This window comes from Streptomyces fuscichromogenes, assembly GCF_014645815.1.
Classification (GTDB): domain Bacteria; phylum Actinomycetota; class Actinomycetes; order Streptomycetales; family Streptomycetaceae; genus Streptomyces; species Streptomyces fuscichromogenes.
This window is the reverse complement of sequence record NZ_BMML01000017.1, coordinates 33,367-57,751: the sequence shown is the minus strand read 5'-3', so window position 1 is coordinate 57,751 and position 24,385 is coordinate 33,367. Positions and strand designations below refer to the sequence as shown.

The 24,385-nt window shown below is 71.0% G+C and carries 22 protein-coding genes; 12 read left to right on the top strand and 10 right to left on the bottom strand.

Translation table 11 applies throughout. The features are described 5' to 3' along the window. Nucleotides 1-2: 2 nt before the first annotated feature. On the bottom strand, nt 3-833 hold the full coding sequence (locus IEZ11_RS31725; RefSeq protein ID WP_189266384.1) for a M55 family metallopeptidase: 831 nt from the start codon (nt 831-833) through the stop codon (nt 3-5). A 77-nt stretch (nt 834-910) separates the two neighbouring features. Between IEZ11_RS31725 and IEZ11_RS31720 the strand changes: the two genes are divergently transcribed. Continuing rightward, nucleotides 911-1,201: a hypothetical protein gene (locus IEZ11_RS31720; protein WP_189266383.1), complete on the top strand. Its 291-nt coding sequence runs from the start codon at nt 911-913 to the stop codon at nt 1,199-1,201. A 131-nt stretch (nt 1,202-1,332) separates the two neighbouring features. Further along, complete coding sequence (locus tag IEZ11_RS31715; RefSeq protein ID WP_189266382.1) at nt 1,333-3,132, top strand: phosphatidylglycerol lysyltransferase domain-containing protein; 1,800 nt, start codon at nt 1,333-1,335, stop codon at nt 3,130-3,132. Between the two features lie 9 nt (nt 3,133-3,141). Here IEZ11_RS31715 and IEZ11_RS31710 read toward each other — a convergent pair whose 3' ends face one another. From IEZ11_RS31710 to IEZ11_RS31690, 5 genes are all read right to left on the bottom strand, one after another. Continuing rightward, complete coding sequence (locus IEZ11_RS31710) at nt 3,142-3,648, bottom strand: hypothetical protein (protein ID WP_189266381.1); 507 nt, start codon at nt 3,646-3,648, stop codon at nt 3,142-3,144. Between the two features lie 319 nt (nt 3,649-3,967). Continuing rightward, on the bottom strand, nt 3,968-5,386 hold the full coding sequence (locus tag IEZ11_RS31705) for a sensor histidine kinase (RefSeq protein ID WP_189266520.1): 1,419 nt from the start codon (nt 5,384-5,386) through the stop codon (nt 3,968-3,970). 75 nt (nt 5,387-5,461) lie between these two features. Next, nucleotides 5,462-6,211 carry a response regulator transcription factor gene (locus IEZ11_RS31700; protein WP_189266380.1) on the bottom strand — a complete coding sequence of 250 codons (750 nt, stop codon included), beginning with the start codon at nt 6,209-6,211 and terminating at the stop codon, nt 5,462-5,464. 648 nt (nt 6,212-6,859) lie between these two features. Further along, a complete protein-coding gene (locus IEZ11_RS31695; protein ID WP_189266379.1) occupies nt 6,860-7,450 on the bottom strand; it encodes an FMN reductase in 591 nt (196 codons plus the stop codon). Further along, nucleotides 7,447-8,580, bottom strand: coding sequence for an LLM class flavin-dependent oxidoreductase (locus tag IEZ11_RS31690; RefSeq protein ID WP_189266378.1), 1,134 nt, complete (start codon nt 8,578-8,580; stop codon nt 7,447-7,449). Before IEZ11_RS31690 ends, IEZ11_RS31695 begins: the two co-directional genes overlap by 4 nt. Nucleotides 8,581-8,792: 212 nt before the next feature. Here IEZ11_RS31690 and IEZ11_RS31685 point away from each other — a divergent pair, with 212 nt between their 5' ends. Then, on the top strand, nt 8,793-9,644 hold the full coding sequence (locus IEZ11_RS31685) for a helix-turn-helix domain-containing protein (RefSeq protein WP_189266377.1): 852 nt from the start codon (nt 8,793-8,795) through the stop codon (nt 9,642-9,644). Between the two features lie 315 nt (nt 9,645-9,959). Here IEZ11_RS31685 and IEZ11_RS31680 read toward each other — a convergent pair whose 3' ends face one another. After that, on the bottom strand, nt 9,960-10,424 hold the full coding sequence (locus IEZ11_RS31680; RefSeq protein ID WP_189266376.1) for a hypothetical protein: 465 nt from the start codon (nt 10,422-10,424) through the stop codon (nt 9,960-9,962). A 122-nt stretch (nt 10,425-10,546) separates the two neighbouring features. On the opposite strand from IEZ11_RS31680, the gene IEZ11_RS31675 reads away from it, so the two are divergent. The 5 genes from IEZ11_RS31675 to IEZ11_RS31655 all read left to right on the top strand — a co-directional run bounded on the left by IEZ11_RS31675 (nt 10,547) and on the right by IEZ11_RS31655 (nt 15,051). After that, complete coding sequence (locus tag IEZ11_RS31675) at nt 10,547-10,879, top strand: YnfA family protein (protein ID WP_189266375.1); 333 nt, start codon at nt 10,547-10,549, stop codon at nt 10,877-10,879. Between the two features lie 144 nt (nt 10,880-11,023). Then, the gene (locus IEZ11_RS31670; RefSeq protein WP_189266374.1) at nt 11,024-11,782 is read left to right on the top strand and encodes an SDR family NAD(P)-dependent oxidoreductase; all 759 of its coding nucleotides are present in this window, start codon (nt 11,024-11,026) and stop codon (nt 11,780-11,782) included. Then, a complete protein-coding gene (locus IEZ11_RS31665; protein ID WP_189266534.1) occupies nt 11,782-11,994 on the top strand; it encodes a hypothetical protein in 213 nt (70 codons plus the stop codon). Before IEZ11_RS31670 ends, IEZ11_RS31665 begins: the two co-directional genes overlap by 1 nt. 11 nt (nt 11,995-12,005) lie before the next feature. After that, entirely contained in the window at nt 12,006-13,271 is a 1,266-nt protein-coding gene (locus IEZ11_RS31660) for a GNAT family N-acetyltransferase (RefSeq protein WP_189266373.1), read from the top strand. Between the two features lie 142 nt (nt 13,272-13,413). Next, a complete protein-coding gene (locus tag IEZ11_RS31655; protein ID WP_189266372.1) occupies nt 13,414-15,051 on the top strand; it encodes a recombinase family protein in 1,638 nt (545 codons plus the stop codon). Nucleotides 15,052-15,119: 68 nt separating this feature from the next. Here IEZ11_RS31655 and IEZ11_RS31650 read toward each other — a convergent pair whose 3' ends face one another. Then, nucleotides 15,120-16,313 (bottom strand): RtcB family protein, encoded by a 1,194-nt coding sequence (locus IEZ11_RS31650; RefSeq protein WP_189266371.1) that lies wholly within the window; start codon nt 16,311-16,313, stop codon nt 15,120-15,122. Nucleotides 16,314-16,539: 226 nt separating this feature from the next. On the opposite strand from IEZ11_RS31650, the gene IEZ11_RS31645 reads away from it, so the two are divergent. From IEZ11_RS31645 to IEZ11_RS31635, 3 genes are all read left to right on the top strand, one after another. After that, nucleotides 16,540-17,394, top strand: coding sequence for a DUF3558 domain-containing protein (locus IEZ11_RS31645; protein WP_189266370.1), 855 nt, complete (start codon nt 16,540-16,542; stop codon nt 17,392-17,394). 117 nt (nt 17,395-17,511) lie between these two features. Continuing rightward, complete coding sequence (locus tag IEZ11_RS31640; RefSeq protein ID WP_189266369.1) at nt 17,512-18,414, top strand: DUF3558 family protein; 903 nt, start codon at nt 17,512-17,514, stop codon at nt 18,412-18,414. A gap of 99 nt (nt 18,415-18,513) precedes the next feature. Beyond that, nucleotides 18,514-19,824, top strand: coding sequence for a DUF2637 domain-containing protein (locus IEZ11_RS31635; RefSeq protein ID WP_229713475.1), 1,311 nt, complete (start codon nt 18,514-18,516; stop codon nt 19,822-19,824). Nucleotides 19,825-19,923: 99 nt separating this feature from the next. Here IEZ11_RS31635 and lysS read toward each other — a convergent pair whose 3' ends face one another. Beyond that, entirely contained in the window at nt 19,924-21,666 is a 1,743-nt protein-coding gene (gene lysS, locus IEZ11_RS31630; protein WP_189266367.1) for a lysine--tRNA ligase, read from the bottom strand. 311 nt (nt 21,667-21,977) lie between these two features. Here lysS and argS point away from each other — a divergent pair, with 311 nt between their 5' ends. Then, nucleotides 21,978-23,738 (top strand): arginine--tRNA ligase, encoded by a 1,761-nt coding sequence (argS, locus tag IEZ11_RS31625; protein ID WP_189266366.1) that lies wholly within the window; start codon nt 21,978-21,980, stop codon nt 23,736-23,738. Nucleotides 23,739-23,830: 92 nt separating this feature from the next. Here the strand turns inward: argS and IEZ11_RS31620 are convergent, their stop codons facing one another. Continuing rightward, nucleotides 23,831-24,271, bottom strand: coding sequence for a peptidoglycan-binding domain-containing protein (locus IEZ11_RS31620; protein WP_189266365.1), 441 nt, complete (start codon nt 24,269-24,271; stop codon nt 23,831-23,833). Between the last annotated feature and the right edge of the window lie 114 nt (nt 24,272-24,385).

Below are 24,385 nucleotides of genomic sequence, written 5' to 3'. Positions count from 1 at the left end.
GCTCAGCAGTACGGCGGCTGGTTGGTGAGCGAGGCCGCGACCCGCATCCAGACGCCGAGCTGGCGGTAGAGGGCGGGCAGCGGACCCCGGGCCCGGACGGTACGGCTGTCCGTGGCCGTCACTCCCGGGATGCCGAGGAGGACGGCGACGACGGAGGCGGACTGCCAGCGCACCGCGAGGGTCGACTCCTCCTCGGGCTCGGCGGGCCGCTTCGGCACGGGCGTCAGGGCCGCCGTCACCGCCTCCTCGATCGCCCGGCGGGCCTCCTCGGCCGGCCGCAGCTCGGCTGCGAACCGGTCCCGGGCGTACTTCACGGGCACGGTGACGACCGATTCGTCCCATGCCGTCATCTCGGCGCACGCCGCGTCGTCACCCGTGAGGGCCACGACCGGGACGCCGAGGGCCGCGGCGGTGGCGTGCGCCAGCCCGATCTCCCCGGCGGGGCGCCCGTCCAGCCAGATGTCCTCGATCTCGTGGCCCATGAAGCTGTGACTGAGGACACCGAGGGCCCCGGCCCGGGAGTGATAGCCGACACAGACCGCCGCGTCGTACTCGGCCGTGAGCCCCTCCAGCATGAGCATGTTCTTCGGCTTGCCGCGGACCAGGCGGGCGGCTGGATGCAGGTGTTCGGGAAGCAGGTTCCGCATCGGCCCGTGGGCGTCGTTGACGAGCACCTCGGTCGCGCCGGCGGCCATCGCCCCGCGTATCGCCGCGTTCACGTCCTCCGCCATCATCGACCGGCCGCGCTCGTAGTCCCGGCCGCCCGGCTGCACATCGTCCCGGTCGACGAGCCCGGTGATGCCTTCCATGTCCACGCTCATGTAAATACGCACGTCCTGAGGCTATCCGGACCCTACGTATTGTAGGTTCCCCATCGGCCACGGCGGCTCGTCAGCTCACGGGGGTACTCATGCAGGGCACGGACACACAGGAGGCGCGGCGCGGCCTCGCCCCCACGGTGGCGGTGCTGGTGGCGAGCCTGCTGGTCGCCGCGGTGGGCGTGTACGAGCTGTCCGGCTTCGGCCTGCACAGCCTCGACCGGCGCCCGCACCTGTTCAGCGACGGGCTGGCGACCGGCGGGGTGATCGTGGCGGCGGTGGCGGCCGGGGCGGCGATCGGCAACCTGGCGTGGATGCTGGCGGCCCGGCGGCGGGCGGAACGGGCGGAACGGGAACGGGCGCAGGCTCGGGTGCGTCCGTAAGAGCACGGACACCCTTTCACACCGTTTTCCGTACCGAGGGGGATCCCTCCCTCGTACCCCACAGTTACCTTACAGACTGTAGGGTCAGCCCTTCGTCAACCCGCTCCCCGTCCCCAAGGTGACCGGTCCCCATGCCCGCACAGCTGTCGACCCTGATCCCGACCCGCGTCTCCGCCGCCCTCCGCGCCCCCGCCGGCGCATCGGGCGGCGCGCTGCGCAGGCGGGCCGCCGACTTCACCGTCTGGTACCTGCGCGTGATCGCCGTACTGAACATACTGGCGGTGGTGTCGCTCCCCTTCCGCCAGGAGGTCGACGAGCACAACAACGGCCGCCTCACGCTCCACCTGCACCGGCAGCACGCGCACCACTCCGGCCAGTTCTTCACCCCTTACCTGGCCACGGCGGGCCTGGTCTCGGCCGCCCTCGCCATCTTCTTCGTCCTGGTGATGCGCCGCCGCAAGCGCGCGGCCTGGGTGGTCAACCTGCTCCTGTCCGCCCCGCTCTTCGCGCTCTACGTCCTCGCCCTCACCCAGCACGAGTACCGCGCGCACGCCTTCAACTGGGTCTCCGCCGGCGTCACCGGCCTCTTCGTGGCCGCGCTGCTGGTCAGCCGCCGGGAGTTCAACGCGGTGGGCGACCCGTCCAACCCGAAGACCGCGCTGGCGGTGGGGGCCGGCGGCATCCTGGTGACCGGCGGCCTGGGCACGCTCCTCGTGCACGCCACGAACAGGCTCCCGGGCGCCACCCTCCCCGACGAGATCGCCTACAGCCTGCTGCGGGGCGTCAGCGTCGGCCCGCTCGCCGACCACGTCACCGCGGTGCACGCCCCCCGCTGGGCCGACATCGTCATCAACGTCCTGCTCGCGGCCGCCTTCTGCCTGGTGCTGTACGCGGGCTTCCGCTCACCGCGCGGCCGCCGGCTGCTCAGCCCCGAGGACGAGTCGAGGCTGCGCGGCCTGCTGGACAGGCAGGGCGCCCGCGACTCCCTCGGCTACTTCGCGCTGCGCCGCGACAAGATGGCGATCTTCTCCCCCACCGGCAAGGCCGCGGTCACCTACCGGGTCGTGGGCGGCGTCAGCCTCGCCTCCGGCGACCCGATCGGCGACCCGGAGGCCTGGCCCGGCGCCATCGACGCCTGGCTGACGGAGGCGCGGCAGCACGCCTGGACCCCCGCGGTCATGGGCGCCAGCGAGGAGGCGGGCACCGTCTACGCCCGGCACGGCCTGGACGCCCTGGAACTGGGCGACGAGGCGATCGTGGACATCGCCGACTTCACCCTGGAGGGCCGCGCGATGCGCGTCGTCCGGCAGGCCCACAACCGGGTCCGCCGGGCCGGCTACACGGTCCGCATCCGCCGCCACGAGGACATCCCGGCCGACGAGATGGCGACCCTGATCGAGCGGGCCGACAGCTGGCGCGACGGCGCCACCGAGCGCGGCTTCTCGATGGCCCTGGGCCGCCTCGGCGATGCGGCGGACGGCCGCTGCGTCATGCTCGAATGCCGGGACGCGAACGACACCCCCCGCGCCCTGCTCAGCTTCGTCCCCTGGGGCGAGCAGGGCCTCTCCCTGGACCTGATGCGCCGCGACCGCGACTCCGAGAACGGCCTGATGGAGTTCATGGTCGTCGAACTCCTCCTCGGCGCCGCCGAGTTGAAGGTGGACCGGGTCTCCCTCAACTTCGCGATGTTCCGCTCGGTCTTCGAACGCGGCTCCCGCCTCGGCGCCGGCCCGGTCCTGCGCCTGTGGCACACCACCCTCACCTTCTTCTCCCGCTGGTGGCAGATCGAGTCCCTCTACCGCGCGAACGCCAAGTACCGCCCGGTGTGGGAGCCCCGCTACATCCTCTTCACGAAGACCAGCGACCTCCCGAGGATCGGCCTGGCAAGCGCCCGCGCGGAGGGCTTCCTCACGGTTCCGTGGGGGTCATGACGCCGAAGCTCACAGGTCCGACCTCCGGAAAACCAGCAGTGCCTCTTCCCGGTACGCGTCCACGTCCTCGACCAGGGACGGTTCATCGTCGCGCTCGAGAAAGAACGTCACCCGGGCAGTGACTCCCGGTTCCTCCTCCAGGGAGTTCGAGAGCGACACGACAGCCGTGAGGCCGCCGGTGGCGGTCGTGCTCTCCGCCCGCGTCAGGGCGAACGCGGCATAGGAGACCGCGCGGACGAAGAGGTCTCGCGTGCGTTCACCGGCCTCCGCCCCGAGGTCCCGGTCGGGGATGCCCAGGCCGTTCACGGACGCTTCGAATCCCGTGGCGTCGGCGAACACGGCTCGGGAGCCGTGGTAGCCGTCCCGGAGTGCGACCAGGAGGCACGCACCGTCCGCCTCGATCACCCATCCCGGGTCGATCAGCGTACGAAGCGACGGAGGAACCGCCTCCCAGGACGCCATGTCCAGCGGCCGGTCGCCCGCCAGCTCCCGCATCGGGGTGTTCATCCTGATCATGGATCCTCTCCCGACCGGGACGGCATGCCGGTGAATCCGCCGCTCTCGAAGTCCCACCGGTACTTCACACCCAGGTTGCTCTGGTCCTGGAAGTGCATCTGTCCGGGCCTTGGTCAGGGTTCGGATTCTCGACGTCGATGCGGTAGGGCGCCGTCGGCATGCATGAACAGCGGCCGAACAGACCGGCACCAGATCCCCCTCGGCTTCCGCACAGGATCTCCGGGCCGGGGGGGGCGTCCGCATCCGTCAGGGGCGTCCCGCCGCCATGCGGTACCGGAGGATGCGGTCGGCGGGGATACCGACGGGCCCGCCCGGCGCTTCAGACGCGCCGTACCCCGCCCACCAGCCCGCCGCCGACCGTGAAGCCGATCACCGCGCCGCCGCCCTCCCTGCGGAAGGCGAAGGGGGCGCCGCCGTGGGCCATGGCGACCTCGCGGACGATGGAGAGGCCCAGGCCGGAGCCGGGCAGCGAGCGGGCGTCGGCGGCGCGGTAGAAGCGGTCGAAGATGCGGATCAGGTCGCCCTCGGCGATACCGGGGCCGCGGTCGAGGACCTCGACGCGGACCGTGCCCGGCCGGGCCGGTCCGGTGACGCTGATCTCGATGGGCGCCCTGCCGTCCCGGTCGAACTTGGCCGCGTTCTCGACCAGGTTGGAGAGGGCCCGCTGGAGCATCCCCGGCCGGCCGTCGGTGCTCGTGTCGCCGGCGAAGCGCAGCACGATCTCCCGGCCGGTACGGCGTCGGGCCAGCCCCGCCACGTCCTCCGCGATGTCGGCCAGGTCCAGGTGCTGCGGCGGCTCGGTGTCGGACTGCCCGGCCGCGAGGTCGACCAGCTCGTTGACCAGGTCGGTCAGCTCGCGGGCCTCCTGGCCGAGGTCGGCGACGAGTTCGTCACGGGTGGCGGGCGGGAGCTCGTCGATCCGGCGGAGCAGCGAGATGTTCGTCCGCAGCGAGGTCAGCGGGGTACGGAGCTCGTGGCCAGCGTCCTGGACCAGGCGCCGCTGGTCCTCCTCCGACTGGGCCAGGCGGCCGAGCATGCGGTCGAAGGCACGGCCCAGCCGACCCACCTCGTCCAGCCCCGTCACCGGGACCTGGATACCGAGCTGCCGGGTACGGGCCACGTTCTCCGCCGCCGCGGTGAGGATCACCAGCCGTCGGGTGATCCGCCGGGCCAGCCACCAGCCGAACAGCCCGGCGGCCACCACCACGGCCGCCATCAGCAGCAGCGTCCGCTGCTGGAGCGCCTGCAGCAGGTCCTCGGTGTCGCTGAACTCCTGCGCCACCTGCACCGCGCCCCGCCCGCCGCCGAGCGCGACCGTGGCGATCCGGAACAGGTCCTCACCGTCCCGTACGTCCTTGTGCTGGACCGTCTTGCCGGCCTCCGCGGCGGTGGCGGCCGCCCGGTCCGCGGCGGTGACGGGCAGCACCGGGCTGCCGTGGTCGATGATCTCGCCCTGGGTGCCGAGGACCTGGACGTCGGTGCGCGCGGGCCGGACCAGATCGTGGTCCGACCGGGAGGAGGAGAAGTCCTCCGGCTCCATCCTGTGCTGCTTGACCTCGTCCTGGACGTCGGAGACGACCTGCGTGAACACCGACTGCTGGTCGACGCGGACCAGCCGGGCGGCGGCGTTGTACGACAGGATGCCGACGACGATGGTGACGGCGGCCGTGACCGCCGCGAAGGAGACGACGAAGGTGGTCCGCAGGGAGACGAGCTTGGGCCGACGCCGGGCCAGCATCCGCCGGAGCCGTCCGAGCCGCGCGGGCCGCTCGGGCCGTCCTGACTGTGCCGGCTGCTTGAGGCCGCGGCCCACTCAGTCCTCCCGCAGCACGTAACCCACGCCCCGGACGGTGTGGATCAGCTGCGGGGCGCCCGGCTCGTCGAGCTTGCGGCGCAGGTAGCCGACGTAGACCGCGAGGTTCTTGGAGCCGGGGCCGAAGTCGTAGCCCCAGATGCGGTCGTAGATGGTGGAGTGGTCGAGAACGATCCCCGCGTTCCTGGCCAGCAACTCCAGCAGTTCGAACTCGGTGCGGGTCAGCTCCAGCTCGCGCCTGCCGCGCCAGGCCCGGCGGGCCTGGAGGTCCATCCGCAGACCGGCCGCCTCGACCTGCCGGTCGGAGACCTGCGGCTCCCGGCCGGCCTCGGTGGCGACACCGCCACCGACGCCGCCGCCGCTGCCGCCGCCGGTGGTCACGGGCAGCGTACGGCGCAGCAGTGCCCGCAGCCGGGCGAAGACCTCTTCGACGTCGAAGGGCTTGACCACGTAGTCGTCGGCGCCGGCGTCCAGTCCCGCGATCCGGTCGGCGGTCTCGACCAGCGCGGTCAGCATGAGGATCGGGGTACGGTCCCCTTCCGCCCGCAGGACGCGGCAGACCTGGAGGCCATCGATGCCGGGCATCATCACGTCCAGGACGAGGACGTCGGGGCTGGTGCGGTGGGCGTGCGCCAAGGCCTCCACGCCGTCCGCGACCGCCGTCACCTCATAACCCTCCAGGGTGAGGGCCCGCTCCAGGGCGTGGCGGATGGCGCGGTCGTCTTCGGCGAGCAGCACAGTCTGGGGCACCTCCCCAGTCTGCCAAGGCCTCCGGCGGTTCTGCCGTGGTGAGCGGGCCTACGATCACCCTTTTTACCTGCCTCTCACCGTCACAGAGGCAACCGGGCGCCACGGGCGGGTGAGGGCCGCGGTCGTCCGGCCGCGGGTGAGGCGGGGGCGCGCCGCGCAGTTCCCCGCGCCCCTGACGGGGCGCTTCGGTCGCCGCTTCCTCTCAGCCGCGGGCAGGCGCGCCGCAGGCGGCGAAGGCCAAGAGGGCCAGACGCGGGCCGACGCGGGCCAGCGCGAGCCGGTCGCGGAGTTCCCCGTGCCCTTGACGAGGTGCTTCGGTCGTCGCTTCCTCTCAGCGAAGGCCAAGAGGGCCAGACGCGGGCCGACGCGGGCCAGCGCGAGCCGGTCGCGGAGTTCCCCGTGCCCCTGACGGGGCGCTTCGGTCGTCGCTTTCTCTCAGCGAAGGCCAAGAGGGCCAGACGCGGGCCGACGCGTGCCGGTCGCGGGCCGACGCGAGCCGGTCGCGGAGTTCCCCGCGCCTTCTGACGGGGTGCTTCGGTCGTCGCTTTCTCTCAGCCGCGGGCAGGCGTGCCGCAGGGCGGCACGGGTGGGCGCGGGGGCACCCCGCAAGCGCCGGGGAGCGTCCCCACCCCCGGCGCCGCCCCCGGCTCAGCTCGCGGCCAGCCTCGCCAGTTGTTCCGCGAAGGGGACCACCGGCAGCGCCTCCGGCTCCCGTCGGCCGGTCCCGCTCAGCCCCTGCATCAGCCCGGCCAGTTCCCCCGCCGCCTGCTCGACGCGGCCCTCCAGCCCCTCCGCGCCCCAGTCCTCCGAGGCCGCGTAGACGCCCGTGGGTACGACCACCGCGCGCAGGTACGCGAACATCGGCCGCAGCGCGTGCTCCAGCACCAGCGAGTGCCGTGCCGTACCCCCGGTCGCCGCGATCAGCACCGGCTTCCCGGCCAGCGCGTCCTTGTCGAGCACGTCGAAGAACGACTTGAACAGCCCGCTGTAGGAGGCCGTGAACACCGGCGTGACCGCGATCACGCCGTCCGCCCCGGTCACCGCCTCCAGCGCCGCCGCCAGCCTGCGCCCGGGAAACCCGTTCGTGAAGTTGTGCGCGATCTCGACCGCGAGGTCACGCAGCTCCACCACCTCGACCTCGACCGGGGCCTGCCGGCCCACGGCCGCCGCCAGCCGGTCGGCCAGCAGCCGGGTGGACGACGGCACGCTCAGTCCCGCCGAGACGACGACGAGCTTCATGCCCCGACCTCCTTCTTGTCCGAGGCCTTCTCCGAGGCCTTCTCCGCAGCCTTCTCCTCCGCGGCGGCGACGAGCAGCGACGCGTGCGTCGGCGCCTCGGGCACGTCCGCCGGACGGCCCTTCGCGAACTCCTTGCGCAGCACCGGCACGACCTCCTCGCCCAGCATGTCGAGCTGCTCAAGCACCGTCTTCAGCGGCAGCCCCGCGTGGTCCATCAGGAACAGCTGGCGCTGGTAGTCGCCCGCGTACTCGCGGAAGCCCAGCGTCTTCTCGATCACCTGCTGCGGCGAGCCCACCGTCAGCGGGGTCTGCTCGGTGAAGTCCTCCAGGGACGGCCCGTGCCCGTAGACCGGCGCGTTGTCGAAGTACGGCCGGAACTCGCGCACCGCGTCCTGCGAGTTCTTCCGCATGAACACCTGCCCGCCGAGGCCGACGATCGCCTGCTCGGGCGTGCCGTGCCCGTAGTGCGCGAACCGCTTCCGGTAGAACTCGACCATCCGCTTGGTGTGGTCGGCGGGCCAGAAGATGTTGTTGTGGAAGAAGCCGTCACCGTAGTAGGCGGCCTGCTCCGCTATCTCGGGCGAGCGGATCGAGCCGTGCCAGACGAACGGCGGTACGTCGTCCATCGGCCGCGGGGTGGAGGTGAAGCCCTGCAACGGCGTGCGGAACTTGCCCTCCCAGTCGACGACGTCCTCGCGCCACAGCCGGCGCAGCAGGGCGTAGTTCTCGATGGCGAGGTTGATGCCCTCGCGGATGTCCTGCCCGAACCAGGGGTAGACCGGCCCGGTGTTGCCGCGGCCCATCATCAGGTCCACCCGGCCGTCGGCCAGGTGCTGCAGCATCGCGAAGTCCTCGGCGATCTTCACCGGGTCGTTGGTGGTGATGAGGGTGGTGGAGGTGGAGAGGATCAGCTTCTCCGTCCGCGCGGCGACGTAACCGAGCATGGTGGTCGGCGACGACGGCACGAACGGCGGGTTGTGGTGCTCACCCGTCGCGAACACGTCCAGACCGACCTCCTCGGCCTTCAGCGCGATCGCGACCATCGCCTTGATGCGCTCCCGCTCGCTCGGCGTCCGGCCCGTGGTGGGGTCCGGCGTGACGTCGCCGACCGTGAAGATCCCGAACTGCATGCTCGCTCACCCTCCAAGTTGTTTACGATTCAACTATACCCACAGAACGAGACCCCGCCGCCACCTATTCCCCACCTCCGGCCGACCCCGGCCGACCCCGGCCGACCCCGGCCGACCCCGATCGGTCCGGGTCGACCCCGATCGGGGCCGACCCGCCTGGACCGTCCCTTCCCCGACAGACGCGGCAGCGCACCGGGACGTACGATCCGGCCATGCCCGCCGCACCCAGCCCGGCAGACGCACCCGGCCCCGGCCCCGGGCCGGTCCGTGACACCCGCGGGATCGTCGACCCGGCCGGGCTCCTGTCCCGGGTGCGGTTCCGTCGCCACCCGCCCGCCGAACCGCTGCGCCGGCACATCGAGACGTACTGGTTCATCGACTGGGACCTGCCCGAGCCGTATGTCTCCCACGTGGTCCCGCACCCGTCCGTCCACCTCACCTTCCAGGAGGACGGGGCCGACGCACCGCCCTACGCCGAGCTCACCGGCGTCGCCCTCGGCCTCTACACCCGCAGGCTGACCGGCCGCGGCCGGGTCTGCGGAGCCAAGTTCCGCCCCGGCGGCTTCCGCCCGTACGCCCCCGGCCACCCGGTCTCGCACTGGACGGGCCGCGTCCTGCGAGCCGACGAGGTGCTCCCGCGAGCCACCCCCGACGCGGCCCGCGCGGTGCTGGGCCCCCACGACGACGCCGGCCGCGTGGCCGCCCTCGACGCCTTCCTCCTCGCGCTCGCCCCCGCCCCCGACCCGCGTGCCGACCACGCCATGGACCTCGCCGAACGCATCAGGACCGACCGCACCGTCCGCCGCGTCGGCGACTTCGCCCAGGCCCAGGGCGTCTCCGTACGCGGCCTGCAACGCCTCTTCGCCGAGTACGTCGGCATCACCCCGAAGTGGGCCATCCTCCGCTGCCGCATCCACGAGGCCCTGGAACGGGCGGGCAAGGAGGCCGACGTGGACTGGGCGACCCTGGCCGCCGAACTGGGCTACGCCGACCAGGCCCACCTGATCCGGGACTTCAAAGCGACGGTGGGTGTCCCGCCGACGTCGTACGCGACCGGCCGCTGAAACGCCCCCAGATCATCGGCACGAGGGAGGCCGAGGACGGGGTGGTCACGTCCTGCGCCTCCGGCGACCGCACCAGCGTGTGCGGCGGCGGCAACCCGACCACCGCCTCGGCGAGTCCGCCTTCGACGCCTGCGCGGGCATGGACTTCTACGACGTCAGCATGGTCGACGGCGCCAGCCTGCCCCTGTACGTCACCATCTCCCACACCACGGCCACCGACCCGGTCAGTGCCACGGGCTGCTACTGCCGGGGGACCTCCGGCAGCAGCGAGCAGGGCCACGAACGGCACACAGCCCCGCCCGCACCCGCCGGTCCTCAGAACACGTACGGATCCCCCGTCGCCAGCACCAGCACCCGCTGCCTGTCGTTGGCGGTGTCCTGGTCCACCGCGCCCCCGCCCCACACCACGGCCACCTCCAGCGTCACCTCCGACGACTGCTCCCGCAGCCGCAGCGGAACCACCAGCTGCTCGCCGGGCACCTCGACCGCCAGCGGTCCGGTGTCGCACACCACCTCCCGGTCACCGGTGCGCGCGCACCCGCCCGGCAGCTGCTGCGTGTCCGCCAGCGCCGCCGACGAGGTCAGCCGCACGCCGGCGGCCGGCACCGCGTCCGGCCCGTGATTGTGCGGGGTCACCCGGACCTCCACCAGATCCCCGCCCAGCACGGCGGACCCGTGCATCTCCAGATCGGCGTTCCCGGCCCATGCGGTACCGCCCACGCCCACGGCCAGCACACCCGCCGCCACCACAACGACCACCGCCAGTCCGCCACGCCGCATCGCGACACCACCCGTCCCGTTCGTACGTCCATCTCCGGCATCCGTACGGATGTATGCCACCCGGGCCCCGCCGCAGGCGCCCCCCATCAGGTGACACCCGCCGCACATGGCACGCTGCACACATGCTCATCCTCCGCTCCGCCGCCCTGTTCGTCGTGGCCGCGTTCTTCGAGATCGGCGGCGCCTGGCTGGTCTGGCAGGGCGTGCGTGAGCACCGCGGCTGGCTCTGGGTCGCCGGCGGCATCCTCTCCCTGGGCGCCTACGGCTTCGTCGCCACCTTCCAGCCCGACGCCCACTTCGGCCGCATCCTGGCGGCGTACGGCGGCATCTTCGTCGCCGGCTCGATCCTGTGGGGCGTGGTGGCGGACGGCTACCGCCCGGACCGCTGGGACCTCACGGGGGCGGCGATCTGCCTGGCGGGCATGGCCGTGATCATGTGGGCGCCCAGAAACTGACGCCCAGCGTCCCGGCCCGGGGGCGCGGAGAACTGCGCGCCCCCGGGCCCCGGCCCGCAGCCGCCCGATTCCGCACCGACCACGGCGCCTAGACTCTCCAAAGCCACCCGCACACCTGACTCACCCCCGCTGAGGAGCACCCCCATGGCCCCGTCCCGCATCGCGGTAGTCACCGGCGCGAGCAGCGGCATCGGCGCCGCCACCGCCCGCAGGCTCGCCCAGGCCGGTTACCGCGTCGTCCTCACCGCCCGCCGGGAGGACCGCATCGAGGCCCTGGCCAAGGAGATCAACGAGGCGGGCCACCAGGCGACCGCCTACCCCCTCGACGTGACGGACCGCGTCGCGGTGGACGAGTTCGCGACGGCCTTCCAGACGGTCGCCGTCCTCGTGAACAACGCCGGCGGAGCCCTCGGCGCCGACCCGGTGGCCACCGGCGACCCCGCCGACTGGCGCACGATGTACGAGACGAACGTCATCGGCACCCTGAACCTCACCCAGGCCCTGCTCCCCAAGCTGGAGGCGAGCGGCGACGGCACGGTGGTCGTGGTCTCCTCCACCGCCGGCCACGGCACCTACGAGGGCGGCGGCGGCTATGTCGCCGCCAAGCACGGCGCCCACGTCCTCGCCGAGACCCTCCGCCTGGAGATCGTCGGCAAGCCGGTGCGCGTGATCGAGATCGCCCCCGGCATGGTCAGGACGGACGAGTTCGCGCTGACCCGCTTCGGCGGCGACGAGGAGAAGGCCGCGAAGGTCTACGAGGGCGTCGCCGAGCCCCTGACCGCCGACGACGTGGCCGACACCATCACCTGGACGGTGACCCGCCCCAGCCACGTCAACGTCGACCTCCTGGTCCTGCGCCCCCGCGCCCAGGCCTCCAACACCAAGGTCCACCGGGAACCGTGATGCCGGACCCCGTGCCCACCGACCCCGTGCCCACCGACCCCGTGCCCCCGGCCGACGACCCCGCGGCCGCCCTGGAAGGCGACCTGGAAGAACACCGCCTGGAACAGGAGACGAGGAACGAACGCCAGGTCTGGTACTTCCTGGCCTACTTCCTCTTCGGCATCCACATCATCGCCTTCGTGATGATCTACGCGGTACGGCACGCGAAGTAGGCTCGCGGCCCGTGGACAGACACATCTCCTTCGACGGGCTGCACAACTTCCGCGACCTGGGCGGTTACCGGACCGCGGACGGGCGCCGCATCCGCCCCGGCCTGCTGTACCGCGCGGACTCGCTGGGAAAGCTGCGCGCGGCCACGCCGGACTGGGACCGCTTCCTGTCCCTGGGCATCCGCACGGTCATCGACCTCCGCCACCCCTGGGAGGCCGAGGCCCGGGGCCGTGTCCCGTCCCACCCCTCCTTCACCTACCACAACCTCAGCATCGAGCACCGCCCCTACGACCAGGCGGCCCTGCCCCCCGACACCGACCCCGGCCCCTACCTGGCGGAGCGCTACATGGAGGTGGCGGAGGACGGCGTGACGGAGATCCGCCGAGCCCTGGAACTGGTGACCCGGTCGGCTGGATCGGCCACCCCCCTGGTCTTCCACTGCGCGTCCGGCAAGGACCGCACGGGCCAACTGGCGGCGCTGATCCTGACCTTGGCCGGGGTACCCGAACCGACGGTCGTCGAGGACTTCACCCTCACGGAGCTGGCCACGCCCGCCCTGCTGGCCGGCTGGCGGGAGCGGAACGACGGCCGCGCCCCGGCCTGGCCGGGCTTCGGCCGCGCCCCGGCCTCGGTGATGCGTCTGTTCCTGGCGTCGCTGGCGGCCCGCTACGGCTCGACCGAGGAGTACGTGACGCAGGCCCTGGGCCTGGACCCGAACGCCCTCCGCGAATCCCTCCGCACAAGCCTCCTCGAACCCCGCCCCACCACCTGGCCACCGCTGACCTACCGCCGGGCCACCCCGTCCGACGCCCGCACCCTGGTCCGGCTCCGCGACTCCGCGGCCCTGTGGCAACTGGCCCGCGGAATCGACCAGTGGAAGCCGGGCGAGAAGGACGAGACCCACTTCCGCACCCGCATGCGGAAGGGCGAGGTCTGGCTGGCCCACGCGGGCAGCCACCTGGCCGGCGCCTGTGAACTCTGGTGGGACGACCCGGCGGCCTGGGGCCCCCGCCCCGCCGACGCGGGCTACCTCCACCGCCTGATGACCACCCCGCACACGGCCCCGCCGGGCACCGGCCGCCACCTCCTGGCCCACGCCGAATCCCGCATCACAGCAACAGGCCGCCCCTACGCCCGCCTCGACTGCCTCGCCTCCAACCCCCGCCTGCGCGCGTACTACGAGTCGGCCGGCTATCAGGTCGTAGGCGAACAGCCCGCAAAAGAGGGCGGCTCGGGCAGCCCATACGCGGTGACACTGCTGCAGAAGCGGCTCCGGTAACTCACAGGAGTGAACGTCATCGATCACCCGAACGGGCGCTGAACTGGCGATCTAGGCTCACAGCACAACATGAAATCGACGGCTCTCGACCGGGTTGCACCCCAGCCGAGAGCCTGACCAACAAGGAAGGAACAGCTTCCTTATGGCTGACTGCGAGCCTAGCGGCCTTTCGAAATCGCCGACGGGCCCACGAACCAAGCGGAGGGGCCAGACCTCCGAACTGGACCTTCTGGTCGACAATCTTCGCGGTGTCCCCGACGAAACCCCCGCCCTCCCGGAGGCACTGGCTCTCCGTGACGCCGGTTGGCGTCTTGTCGTCGCCTACTGCCGCATCTCCAACGATCGGCACCGCAAGGACGGTCACGGCGTCTCGGACCAGGCACAACACTGTGCGCGGATTGCGGCACGCCATCGAATGATCATTGTTCATCGCTACGTGGACAACGACAGGTCGGCGTCCAAAGTGGGCGTCCAGCGGCCCGATTTCGACGCCATGCTCATCGCGCTGCGAAACGGGGCCAGCGCGATCGGCTACCCGGTCGACGGCGTGGTGTGCGTCTCCGACGACCGGTTGTACCGGGACGTCGGTACTTGTCAGCGCTTCCTTCAGTGCTTCATCGCGCACCCCTCGCGGGCATACGCCGACGACTTCGGCTCGTACGACCTCTACAACGAGGACTCCGCACGGCGCAGCCTGTTGGGAGCCGCCGCCGCACGCGCGGAAAGCGCCAAGCAGCAGCATCGAGCAAGGCTGAGCCATCGTGCCCGCGCCGAGCGGGGCGAGCCGGTCTCAACCCGTCGGCCATTCGGCTGGAACGCTGACCGGTTGACGTTGCACCCAGGCGAATCAGAGGTCGTACGGCGCGGAGTGCACGGCCTGTTGGCGGGCGAAACGCTGACGGCAGTCGCCCAGGGCTTCGCGACATCCGGCTATCCGACTTCCCTGGGCAACCCGTGGCAGCGCCAGACGGTGAAGCAACTCCTCCGCAACCCTCGACTCTGCGGGTACCGCGAACTCGGCGGAGTTCTGGTCTGCGACGGTGACGGCGAGCCTGTCATCGGTCGATGGGAGCCCATCGTGTCGCACGAGGAGTGGCGCAGGGTGACGAGACTGCTGGGCGGTCAGCGGCATGCCGGAGGTTGGCACAGGCAGGGCCCCGACCAGTCAAAGGGTGCGCCCTACCTGCTCACCGGACTGGTGCGGTGCGGAAGGCCGCTACCGCCCGACGGGCAACCGTGTGGGGCATCCATGCACGGACACCCGACCCGTACGTCACACGAATACCGCTGCCGGTCCGCGCTGGACGGAGGGTGTGGACGCCTGAGCCGTCAGGGAAGGGCCGTTGACGACCTCATCACCGAGTACGCCCTCAGCGAGTTGGAGCGGCGATACGCAAGCGCCCCCACCATCGCTCCGTGGCCGGGCGCCCGGGAGTTGGCTCTCACCACGCGACGCAAGACGGCACTCCAGGAACAGTGGCACGAGGGGGAAATCAGCGATTCCGTGTACTTCCGCCTTCTCGCAGAGGAAGAAGTCGAAATCAAACGGCTCGCGAACGACCAACGGAACTGGCCCGTCAGGAACCGCCCAGGTCTGCGCGAGAACACGGAGGTGCGAGCCGATTGGGCTCGCCTGGCCACGGCCGCACGGCACACGGTTCTCCGCAGCCTGCTTGATTCGGTGATCATCCTTCTCGGCGTCAAGGGATCCCATCGCTTCGACCCCACCTTGGTCATTCCCGTGTGGCGAACGATGAATTCACCGGCGACGTCTGTATAGGCCGCCTCCCAGGTCATCCGACTTCGAGGGCTCGGCCCCGTTCGGCCGAGCCCTCGTTCAGCCGGAGGTCAGCCCTTCACGCAGACGACCTGCTTCAGCTTCGCCACGACTTCCACCAGATCCCGCTGCTGGTCGATGACCTGGTCGATCGACTTGTAGGCGCCCGGGATCTCGTCCACGACGCCGGAGTCCTTACGGCACTCCACGCCCCGCGTCTGATCTTCCAGGTCCTTCGTCGAGAAACGACGCTTGGCCGCGTTACGGCTCATGCGCCGGCCCGCTCCGTGAGATGCCGAGTTGAAGGCTTTCTCGTTTCCGAGACCCTTCACGATGTACGAACCGGTGCCCATGGAGCCGGGGATGATGCCGTATTCCCCGGTTCGGGCACTGATCGCACCCTTGCGGGTCACGAGCAGGTCCACATCTTCGTAGCGCTCGCGGCTCACGTAGTTGTGGTGGCAGCTCACCTCGGATTCGAAGGTGACCCTGGCTTTCTTGAACTCCTTGCGGATCACGTCCTTGAGGAGGGCCATCATGAGCGACCGGTTGTACTTCGCGTACTCCTGGGCCCAGTAGAGGTCGTGCTCGTACGCCGCCATCTGCGGGGTGTCCGCCACGAAGACGGCGAGGTCGCGGTCGACCAACCCCTGGTTGTGCGGGAGCTTCTGGGCCACGCCGATGTGGTGCTCGGCCAGCTCCTTGCCGATGTTCCGGGATCCGGAGTGCAGCATGAGCCACACCGAATCGGACATATCTACACAAATCTCAATGAAGTGGTTGCCGGACCCGAGCGTCCCCATCTGCTGATGCGCCCGCTCCTGACGGAACTTGACCGCCTCCGCCACCCCGTCGAACCGCCCCCAGAACCCCTCCCAGCCGGTCGTGGCCAGGCCGTGGAAGTCCCCCGGCTCCACCGGGTCCGTATGCATCCCCCGCCCCACCGGAATCGCCTGCTCGATCTTCGAGCGCAGTCGGGACAGGTCGCCCGGCAGGTCGTTCGCCGTCAGGGACGTCTTCACCGCGGACATGCCGCAGCCGATGTCGACCCCGACCGCCGCCGGGCACACCGCACCCCGCATGGCGATGACGGACCCGACCGTCGCCCCCTTCCCGTAGTGGACGTCCGGCATCACCGCCAGGCCCTTGATCCACGGCAGGGTCGCGACATTGCGCAGCTGCTGGAGCGCCACGTCCTCGACGGTCGCCGGGTCGGTCCACATCCGGATCGGCACCTTCGCGCCCGGTATCTCCACGTACGACATGTCTTCCTCATTCCCCCGTGGGCAGCACACAAAAAGGACAAAAATCTTTAATCAAGCAAAACGCAAATGCGGCGCCAGGGGACCAGAAACCAGACAGCGGACCGGCGTTCACAGCAGTGCGTGCGATACACATTGTCTCCAGGGGGCGCCCCGCTGCGGCAAGCGATTAACCAGCGGGGACACTGGAGCAGGACCGAGCGGACCAGTGAACGGAAGGAGCCTGACCGTGCAGCGGAAGGCGTACGTAACCGGCATCGCCGCCCTTCTCGCGGCCCTGCTGGCCGGCTGCACGAGCGGTTCCAGCGGTGGCGAGGACACCAGCGACAAGAACGCGGACACCAGCACCTCCACCGTCGCCGCCCAGCCCGGCAAGTACCGCACCCTCCCCGAGGCCTGCGGCGCGGTCAGCCACGACACCCTCGACTCCCTGCTCCCCGGCATCGCCCAGATCGCCGACGAGGATCAGCGCGCGAAGGCGTACGCGGGCGACGCGACGCTCACCTATGACACCGATCGCAAGGTCGGCTGCCACTGGAAGATCGAGTCCACCGACGCCACGGACCGGCTGTCCGTCGACTTCGAGCGCGTGGTGTCGTACGACAACGCGGTCAGCGACGACAGCGAGGCGCAGACGATCTACACGCAGCTGGAGACGGCGGCCGACATCCCCGAGTCCGCGCCTCCGAGCTCCGCCGAGTCGGCATCGCCGTCGGATTCCGCATCCGAGTCGGCATCGGACTCGGCGTCGGCCCCCGCGTCGGACCCGGCGTCCGCCTCCGCCACCCCGTCCGCGTCCACATCCACGTCCGCCGACGCGTCCTCCTCCACCACCCCGACCGGTCTCCAGCCCCGCACGCTCTCCGATCTCGGCGACGAGGCGTACCTCGACGACGAGCTCAGCGGCTCCGGTTCGACGGCCGAACAGCGGACGGTGACTGTGGTGTTCCGCACGTCCAACGTCGTCGTGACCATCGTGTACGAGGAGCAGCCGATGGCCACCGGGACCGTCCCGGACAGCAAGGAAATGCAGGACAGGGCGCAGAATCTGGCCGCTCAGCTGGCCGAGGCCCTCAACGGCTGAGGCTCCCGGCACACCCCGCGCACCCCACGCGCAAAGCGCGCGAACCAAAACCGCACAGCTCCCTCACCGCGTACCGTGGCCCCTCGGACCCGATCAGACCGCAGGAACCCCGAACGTATGAGTGAAGGAACCATGCAGCGAGTAGCAGTCCAGCGAGACGACCAGCGTGCCCGGAGCGAGCGGAGTGCACAGCGCCGGGCGGGGCGCCTGCGCCGTGCTCTCGTCTGCGCGGCCGCCGTCCCCGCCGTGGCGTTGTCCGCGGCGGCCTGCTCCTCGGACTCGGGCAGTGCCGCGCAGGAGACGGGCGGCGGCTCGTCGAACGCCGGGACCGCTCCGGGCGGCTCCACGGAGGCCTCGCCCACCGTCCAGGCGGCCAAGTACCAGAAACTGCCGGAGCCGTGCGCGGTGCTGTCGAAGCAGACGCTCACCGCACTCGTACCGAAGGGCGTGAAGTCCGGCAAGGAGGGCAAGTCGGACGACGTGGCGACGCGGGGCAGCTGCTCCTGGAGCAGCCTGGACAACAACGGCGTGAAGGGCTCCCAGTTCCGCTGGCTCAACATCTCCTTCCTCCGCTTCGACTCGGACACCAGCCGTGGTTCCGGTGAGCAGCAGGCGACGGCGTACTACACGAGCCAGGTGCAGGGCGCCCAGGCCGTGACCGGCGCGAAGAACACCAAGTCGGTGCCGGTGGCCGGGGCCGGCGACCAGGCGACGCTGGTGCGCTACGACCTGAAGAAGAAGGAGGGCGCCTTCAAGCAGCAGACGGTCGTGGCCCGCGTCTCGAACGTCGTCGTCACCCTGGACTACAACGGTGCGGGTCTGGCGGGCGAGAAGACTCCGGACGCGAACGCTCTGGTGACGGCGGCGGAGAAGGCGGCCAAGGAGGCCGTGGCGTCGGTGACGATGGCCAACGGGTCTGCTACGACGCCGAGTTCACCTGCGGCGACACCCTCGAAGTCGGCGTCCGGGTCGCCCTCGGCAAGTGCCTCTGCTTCCAAGTCGTCGTCCAAGAAGAGCTGACCGGCCATACGTGCGCCGCACTGATGTGCCACCCTGTTGCGCGCAACAACACGCAAGGGGAGGGGAGTACGGGTGGCCGAGCGAATACAGCTGACTCGGATGCACCGCGTTCTCATCGGTGTGGTCGTGACCGGCGCGATGATCATCGCCGGCATCGGCTTCGCCGGCTCGTACGCGGCCGTCCGTGAGCTGGCCATCAAGAAGGGCTTCGGGAACTTCTCCTACGTGTTCCCGATCGGCATCGACGCGGGCATCTGCGTCCTGCTCGCCCTGGACCTGTTGCTGACCTGGATCCGCATCCCCTTCCCGCTGCTGCGGCAGACGGCCTGGCTGCTGACCGTCGCGACGATCGCCTTCAACGGCGCGGCGGCCTGGCCGGACCCGCTGGGCGTGGGCATGCACGCGGTGATCCCGATCCTGTTCGTGGTGTCGGTGGAGGCGGCCCGGCACGCGATCGGGCGGATCGCCGACATCACGGCGGACAAGCACATGGAGGGGGTCCGGCTCACCCGCTGGCTGCTGTCGCCGGTCCCGACCTTCCTCCTCTGGCGCCGGATGAAGCTCTGGGAGCTCCGCTCCTACGACCAGGTCATCAAGCTGGAGCAGGAACGTCTCGTCTACCAGGCGCGGCTGCGGTCCCGCTTCGGGCGGGCCTGGCGCAGGAAGGCTCCCGTGGAGTCGCTGATGCCGCTGCGGCTGGCCCGGTACGGCGTCCCGCTGGCGGAGACGGCCCCGGAGGGCCTGGCGGCGGCGGGGATCGAGATCCCGGTCCTGCTGCCGGCGGCACCGGCCGGCGAGCAGCGCCCCGAGCTGGCCCCCGGCCCCCGGACGGCGCAGCCGGAGATCGCGCAGCAGCCGGCGCCCGCCCCCGACCCGGAGCTGAACCCCTGGCTGCACGCCAGGGACCCCCAGCAGACCGAGTACCAGGGCGGCTACGACCCGACGTACGACCCCCGGTACGCGGCCTGGCTGGCGCAGCAGCGGTACCAGCAGGAGCAGCAGCAGTACGAGCAGTACCAGCAGCAGTTCCCGCAGGGGCAGCTTCCCGAGGACCCGTTCGCGCAGGAGCAGTTCCCGCCGGACCGGTTCCCGCAGGAACAGCAGCCCCTCCCCGACGAGTCCCCGTCGGAGACCACCGGCAGTTTCCCCATCCCCTCCGGTCCGGGCCGCACCCGTGAGCTGGGCGAGGGCGGCGGCCCCCCGGAGCCCCCGGCGCCGTCGGAGGAGGACTACTACCTGGTCTTCCGCGAGTCGATAAAGAGCGGCAACGGAGCACCCACTCCGCGCGGGTTCATCGCCGATGTCGAGGCGACCTACGGGGTCGCGCTCGACGAGGCCGAGTCCAAGCGCATGGTGACCCGCTTCTCGAACCGGCTCAACGCGGAGCTGGCGGAGGAGCACATCGCCTGACGGACCCCCTGAACGGGCCCGGAGCACGGGCGGCAGGCACGGCGAAGGAGCCCTCCGAAAGCCGGAGGGCCCCTTCTGTACGTCCGTCTGCTCGTCCGTCTACTCGCCGAGCAGGACCCGCACCCGCTCCTGCCCCACGGCGAGCAGCAGGGTGGGCAGCCGGGGCCCGGTGTCCCGGCCCACCAGCAGGTGGTAGAGGAGCGCGAAGAACGTCCGCTGGGCCGTCTTGATCTCGGCCGGCAGTTCCTTGGGCGTCGCGTCGGCGGAGAACCCGGCCTGGACCTTGGGCACGCCGTAGACGAGGTGGGTGAGCCCGTCCAGCGACCAGTGCTCGGCGAGCCCGTCGAGCAGCAGCCGTACGGACTGCTGGGACGCCTCGTCGAGGGACTTCAGCAGCTCGGCGTCCGGCTCGGCGCGCACGACGGTCCGCTGGTCGGCCGGCACCTGGGTGTTGATCCAGGCCTCGGCCTTGTCGTACCGCGGCCGTGCCTCGTCCACCGAGCCCAGCGGGTTCGCCGGGTCCAGCTCGCTGAGGATGCGCAGTGCCTGGTCCTCGTGTCCAGCGGTGATGTCGGCGACGGAGGCGAGCGTGCGGTACGGCAGCGGCTTGGGCGTACGCGGCAGCTGACCGCCGGCGGTGCCGACGGCGCGCGCGTGCGCGGCGAGGTCACCGGGGAGCGCGGATCCCTCCGCCACCTTCGCGTCCAGCTTGTCCCACTCGTCGTAGAGCCGCTGGATCTCCTGGTCGAAGGCGATCTTGAAGGACTGGTTGGGGCGACGCCGGGCGTACAGCCAGCGCAGGATCTGCGGCTCCATGATCTTCAGGGCGTCCGCGGGGGTGGGTACCCCGCCCCGCGAGGACGACATCTTCGCCATCCCGCTGATGCCCACGAAGGCGTACATGGGCCCGATGGGCTGCTTCCCGCCGAAGATCCCGACGATCTGCCCGCCCACCTGGAAGCTGGACCCGGGCGACGAGTGGTCGACGCCGCTCGGCTCGAAGACGACACCCTCGTAGGCCCACCGCATCGGCCAGTCGACCTTCCAGACCAGCTTGCCGCGGTTGAACTCGCTCAGCCGGACGGTCTCGGAGTGGCCGCACTCGTCGCAGGTGTACGTCAGCTCGGTGGTGTCGTCGTCGTACGCCGTGACGGTGGTCAGGTCCTTGCCGCAGCCGCCGCAGTACGGCTTGTACGGGAAGTACCCGGCGGAGCCGGACGAGCCGTCGTCCTCGCTCGCCGCGCCCGAGCCCTCCTCGGCCTCCAGCTCGGCCTCGTCGACGGCCTTCTGCTGCTGCTTCTTGGCCGGGGCCTTCTTGGTCCGGTACTGGTCGAGGATCGCGTCGATGTCCCCGCGGTGCCTCATGGCGTGCAGGACCTGCTCGCGGTACACGCCGGAGGTGTACTGCGCGGTCTGGCTGATCCCGTCGAACTCCACGCCCAGCTCGGCCAGCGACTCGACCATCGCGGCCTTGAAGTGCTCGGCCCAGTTCGGGTACGCGGAGCCCTCCGGGGCGGGCACCGAGGTGAGGGGCTTGCCGATGTGCTCGGCCCAGCTGCCGTCGACGCCGGCGACGCCCGCCGGGACCTTGCGGTACCGGTCGTAGTCGTCCCAGGAGATCAGGTGCCGGACCTGGAGCCCGCGCCGCCGGACCTCGTCCGCGACCAGGTGCGGGGTCATGACCTCGCGGAGGTTGCCGAGGTGGATGGGCCCGGACGGGGACAGCCCGGACGCGACGACGACCGGTTTGCCCGGGGCCCGACGCTCCGACTCCTCGATGACCTCATCCGCGAAACGGGAGACCCAGTCGGTGGTCTCGGTGCTCTGAGCCACGATCGGCACGTCCTTCTTTCTGGCACGGGACAGCCGATACGGTCGCACGGCTGACCGCTCCATTCTCCCAGCCGACCCCGAATCCACGAAAACGGGTTACCGAGACGCCCCTGAAGGGCGGCGAAGCCGCCGTCCGGGGGCGCGGGGCCGTATCGATGTGCGGCTCCGCCGCGTGGGCGCGACCAGCCCCCACGGCGCCGCGCCCGGCCGCCCACCGCCCACCGCCCACCACCCGAGCTCGTCGCCGCGAAAACCCCTTTACCCCCCGTGAAATACTGGACCCGTACACCAAGCCCCCCGAGGAGAACGGCTCCCACCCCATGGCCCCGGTCACGCCCCTCAGCGACTCCGTCAACCAGCAGCTCACCGACGCCCTCTCGGCAGCCTTGCCGCAGGCCTCCGTCGACCCGCTGCTGCGACGCAGCGACCGGGCCGACTACCAGGCGAACGGCATCCTCGCCGCCGCCAAGAAGGCCAAGGCGAACCCGCGGGAGCTGGCGACGCAGGTCGTCTCGCACATCACCACCGGCGCGGACCTGATCCAGGACGTCGAGGTCTCCGGCCCCGGCTTCCTCAACATCACCCTCTCCGACCGGGCGATCACCGAGAACCTGGCCGCGCGGTACGCGGACGGCGACCGGCTCGGCGTGGCGGCCAAGGCCGACCCGGGCATCACGGTCATCGACTACGCCCAGCCGAACGTCGCCAAGGAGATGCACGTCGGCCACCTGCGCTCCGCGGTGATCGGCGACGCCCTGCGCGGCATGCTCGACTTCACCGGCGAGCAGACCATCGGCCGGCACCACATCGGCGACTGGGGCACCCAGTTCGGCATGCTCATCCAGTACCTGATCGAGAACCCGGCCGAGCTGTCCGCGGAGACCGACACGGACGGCGAGCAGGCCATGTCGAACCTGAACCGGGTCTACAAGGCGTCCCGGGCGGTCTTCGACACGGACGAGGACTTCAAGGAGCGGGCGCGGAAGCGGGTGGTCGCCCTCCAGTCCGGCGACAAGGAGACCCTGGACCTGTGGCAGCGGTTCGTGGACGAGTCGAAGGTCTACTTCTACTCGGTCTTCGAGAAGCTGGACATGGAGATCCGGGACGACGAGATCGTCGGCGAGTCGGCGTACAACGACGGCATGCCGGAGACCGCCCGCCTCCTGGAGGAGTCGGGTGTCGCGGTCCGTTCCGAGGGCGCGCTCGTGGTCTTCTTCGACGACATCCGGGGCAAGGACGACCAGCCGGTCCCGCTGATCGTGCAGAAGGCGGACGGCGGCTTCGGCTACGCGGCCTCCGACCTGACCGCGATCCGCAACCGGGTGGCCGGCCTGCACGCCACGTCCCTGATCTACGTCGTGGACGTCCGCCAGTCGCTGCACTTCAAGATGGTCTTCGAGACGGCGCGGCGGGCCGGCTGGCTCACCGACGACGTCACCGCGCACAACATGGGCTACGGCACGGTGCTGGGCGCGGACGGCAAGCCGTTCAAGACGCGTGAGGGCGAGACCGTACGGCTGGAGGACCTGCTGGACGAGGCCGTGCAGCGGGCCGCCGAGGTGGTCCGGGAGAAGGCCCAGGACCTGACCGAGGCGGAGATCCAGGAGCGGGCCCAGCAGGTCGGCATCGGCGCCGTGAAGTACGCGGACCTGTCGACGTCGCCGAACCGGGACTACAAGTTCGACCTGGACCAGATGGTCTCGCTGAACGGCGACACGAGCGTCTACCTCCAGTACGCGTACGCCCGTATCCAGTCGATCCTCCGCAAGGCGGGCGAGGTCCGGCCGGCCGCCCACCCGGAGCTGGACCTGCACGCGGCGGAGCGGGCGCTGGGCCTGCACCTGGACGCGTTCGGCGGCACGGTCTTCGAGGCGGCGGCGGAGTACGCCCCGCACAAGCTGGCCGCGTACCTGTACCAACTGGCGTCCCTGTTCACGTCGTTCTACGACAAGTGCCCCGTGATCAAGCCGCAGCCGCCGCAGGACGTGGCGGAGAACCGCCTCCTCCTGTGCGACATGACGGCCCGCACCCTCCACCAGGGCATGTCCCTGCTGGGCATCAGGACGCCCGAGCGGCTCTGAGCGTCCGCACCGCGACGACGGCGGGTGTCCGCTCCTTCCCCCGGGAGAAGCGGACACCCGCCGTCGTACGGATGGTGCGGGTGTTACGGCTGTCAGGCGGCGAAGCGCTTGAAGGCGGCGCGGGTGCCCGAGCCGGCGATGCCGTCGATGTCACCGGTGTAGCCGTAGTCGGCCTTCAGCAGGCGCTGGAGTGCCTTGATCGTGTTGGTGCCGGGGTCGCCGTCGATGTCACCGGTGTAGCCCCAGTACGTCTTGAGGCAGCGCTGGAACGCCTTCCAGCTGTTGGTGCCGAGCTGGCCGTCGATGCTGTCGGTGTAGCCCCAGTAGTCCGCCAGGAAGTCCTGCACGTTCTTGGCCTCGGCGGTGGTCAGGCCGAAGTTCTCGTACGAGGCCAGGGTGGCGGCCTGCACGCTCACCGCCGGCTGCGAGACCGGCGCGGCGAAGCTGGTGCCCGCGGTCGCCAGGGATCCGGCGGCGAGGCCGGCGACGGCGGTGATTCCGACGAGGGTCCGGGCCAGAACGTTCGATCGCATGCGTTCCTCTTTCAGGTCGTGGGTCGGCGCCCGGTCCGTTCGGCGAACCGGTGCCGCCACCACGGTGCGGCCCGCCCGGCCGGCTCCGCCACGGCTGTCGGAGAAGTGACGGCC

Bases quoted from the DNA above. Each gene is read 5' to 3' on its own strand.
- IEZ11_RS31720 (WP_189266383.1), top strand. From the start codon at position 911: ATGCAGGGCACGGACACACAGGAGGCGCGGCGCGGCCTCGCCCCCACG.
- IEZ11_RS31715 (WP_189266382.1), top strand. From the start codon at position 1,333: ATGCCCGCACAGCTGTCGACCCTGATCCCGACCCGCGTCTCCGCCGCC.
- IEZ11_RS31710 (WP_189266381.1), bottom strand. From the start codon at position 3,648: ATGATCAGGATGAACACCCCGATGCGGGAGCTGGCGGGCGACCGGCCG.
- IEZ11_RS31705 (WP_189266520.1), bottom strand. From the start codon at position 5,386: ATGCTGGCCCGGCGTCGGCCCAAGCTCGTCTCCCTGCGGACCACCTTC.
- IEZ11_RS31695 (WP_189266379.1), bottom strand. From the start codon at position 7,450: ATGAAGCTCGTCGTCGTCTCGGCGGGACTGAGCGTGCCGTCGTCCACC.
- IEZ11_RS31690 (WP_189266378.1), bottom strand. From the start codon at position 8,580: ATGCAGTTCGGGATCTTCACGGTCGGCGACGTCACGCCGGACCCCACC.
- IEZ11_RS31685 (WP_189266377.1), top strand. From the start codon at position 8,793: ATGCCCGCCGCACCCAGCCCGGCAGACGCACCCGGCCCCGGCCCCGGG.
- IEZ11_RS31680 (WP_189266376.1), bottom strand. From the start codon at position 10,424: ATGCGGCGTGGCGGACTGGCGGTGGTCGTTGTGGTGGCGGCGGGTGTG.
- IEZ11_RS31675 (WP_189266375.1), top strand. From the start codon at position 10,547: ATGCTCATCCTCCGCTCCGCCGCCCTGTTCGTCGTGGCCGCGTTCTTC.
- IEZ11_RS31670 (WP_189266374.1), top strand. From the start codon at position 11,024: ATGGCCCCGTCCCGCATCGCGGTAGTCACCGGCGCGAGCAGCGGCATC.
- IEZ11_RS31665 (WP_189266534.1), top strand. From the start codon at position 11,782: ATGCCGGACCCCGTGCCCACCGACCCCGTGCCCACCGACCCCGTGCCC.
- IEZ11_RS31655 (WP_189266372.1), top strand. From the start codon at position 13,414: ATGGCTGACTGCGAGCCTAGCGGCCTTTCGAAATCGCCGACGGGCCCA.
- IEZ11_RS31650 (WP_189266371.1), bottom strand. From the start codon at position 16,313: ATGTCGTACGTGGAGATACCGGGCGCGAAGGTGCCGATCCGGATGTGG.
- IEZ11_RS31640 (WP_189266369.1), top strand. From the start codon at position 17,512: ATGAGTGAAGGAACCATGCAGCGAGTAGCAGTCCAGCGAGACGACCAG.
- IEZ11_RS31635 (WP_229713475.1), top strand. From the start codon at position 18,514: ATGCACCGCGTTCTCATCGGTGTGGTCGTGACCGGCGCGATGATCATC.
- argS (WP_189266366.1), top strand. From the start codon at position 21,978: ATGGCCCCGGTCACGCCCCTCAGCGACTCCGTCAACCAGCAGCTCACC.
- IEZ11_RS31620 (WP_189266365.1), bottom strand. From the start codon at position 24,271: ATGCGATCGAACGTTCTGGCCCGGACCCTCGTCGGAATCACCGCCGTC.